Consider the following 1,676-nt stretch of genomic DNA (forward strand, 5'->3'; position numbering starts at 1 on the left):
CGGAGGTTTGCAGGAATGGGAGATGCTGTGTCAGTGGGGTTACGTGATATGAACTTCGATTACGCTGAGACAGCAATGGCTGTTGGAGGAGCGCGAAGTCTTGTGTCTTTAATTGAAACTGGAGGCGCTAAAATCCTGAGCAAATTTGCCGCAAAGGAAACAGGGACAGTTTGGGACTCTATCAAAGCCACGCAACCACTCTATGAAGGAACAGTCGTTCCTCGGTCGTTTGAATTGGTGACAGGCAACGGCAAGGTTTGGGTTCATGGCAACGCAACCGAACACATGGCCGAATACGCTACCGCAATGCTGAATCGCGGTGTAAGCTCCTCTATGGTCAACATGGGCACACAAGCGCAAATGACGAGTCTGCAATCAGCCGTCAATGCTGCCACGACCAACGGTGTGCCATATGGTAAACTGCTCAATGTAGGCAGCTGGGAACTCAAGTTCGGTGCGCCGCAACAAGCAGGGCAACTGCCCGCTCTCATACACGCCTTGCCCAAATAATACATGCTATACATCGACAAAATCAAAGCGAGTGACCTTCCCGTCAGTGTCGAGGTCGATCCATATGTGCCCATTGCGGTCAGAACCTTCTCTGCGCCGATTGGTGCAGTCTTTTACAGGGTAGGTAATTTTGACACGTCCCTTGTCGAACTGCCGATTGATCCGATCTCTGGAGCCGTGCGGGGCATCAAGGTAGTATGCCTTGATCGTGTCGGAACTGCGATTGACGAGACTGCTCTGTCAGAAGTCCACGGATTGCCAATTACAGCGAAAGAATCGATCCCACAAAAAAGGCAAGATGATCAACGCGACGTCGCTGCAACCTTGATCGGAGATCGGTTGCTGATCGATTGGAGCGGTGGTCAGAAACTCGACACGAAAGCAGTGCATGGTCGCTTGAGCTTCTTCATAGGAGACGGTTCCCTGCTTGCCGCAGCCGTTGAATCGCTGACGAGCGAAGAGCGGCAATCGCTACTTCCCCACATGCCTAGCACTTAACTTTCCATTCGTCGCCTTCAATCCCATAAAAAGGTAGCCCCTAGTATGCAAGTAAGTCGCCCCCACATTCCAGGGCATCCTATCCGGCGAAGGGGGCTTGGGACGTGGGCATAGAGGGTCTTCGAGGCATCCGCCGCGTTGCGGCGGAGTCAGGTCTAACAATAGATTGGATCAAATCAAGCCTTGCTGGATGCCCCTTTCGATGGCCTGAATAAACCCAGTGGCGTTGCAGATGAGCTTCAAACTGTCGAGGTGTCTTGCCTTGTAGCGGGTGGGAGGTCGGAACCTGGGAACGATGGCGGTGGAGGTGACACCGAAGGCGTAGCCGGGGAGAGCGCGGTAGGTGCAGCCTTCGTGCTCGATCTCCTCGTAGGGCCTCCAGTGCCAGGAGCAGAGTCTGCGTGAACCGCCGTGGAAGGCACTCTTCAATTGGCCCCAAAAGAGCCGATTGCCGAAGATCTTGGCCCCGGTGTGGACCATGCCATGCTCGGGCCCGGGGGCAGGTTTGCGCGGGTTGACGTCCTTGAAGAACAGGGACCAGCGGCGTTGGTTGATGTCGTTTTCGAGCAGACCGCTAAGCACACCGCCATCCTGTTCAGCGGCGGCCTGAGTGTGGCGGAGTATGAGGGCAGCACCCTCCAGACGCAGATCACGACCCCTACGGTCAA

At 55.1% G+C, this 1,676-nt stretch carries 3 protein-coding genes; 2 read left to right on the forward strand and 1 reads right to left on the reverse strand.

From position 1 onward, the window contains the following. Both B5D61_RS25475 and B5D61_RS25480 read left to right on the forward strand, forming a co-directional pair. Positions 1–510: hypothetical protein (locus B5D61_RS25475; protein ID WP_078816241.1), on the forward strand; the 510-nt coding region annotated here is incomplete at its 5' end. Positions 511–513: 3 nt separating this feature from the next. Next, on the forward strand, positions 514–1,008 hold the full coding sequence (locus tag B5D61_RS25480; RefSeq protein ID WP_078816242.1) for a hypothetical protein: 495 nt from the start codon (positions 514–516) through the stop codon (positions 1,006–1,008). A gap of 171 nt (positions 1,009–1,179) precedes the next feature. Here the strand turns inward: B5D61_RS25480 and B5D61_RS26570 are convergent. Next, positions 1,180–1,676 (reverse strand): hypothetical protein (locus B5D61_RS26570; RefSeq protein WP_176159682.1); only part of this gene is annotated, 497 nt, incomplete at its 5' end.

This window comes from Prosthecobacter debontii, assembly GCF_900167535.1.
Classification (GTDB): domain Bacteria; phylum Verrucomicrobiota; class Verrucomicrobiia; order Verrucomicrobiales; family Verrucomicrobiaceae; genus Prosthecobacter; species Prosthecobacter debontii.

What these genes read in the sequence shown, in the direction of transcription:
- B5D61_RS25480 (WP_078816242.1), top strand. Translation starts at nt 514, where the DNA reads ATGCTATACATCGACAAAATCAAAGCGAGTGACCTTCCCGTCAGTGTC.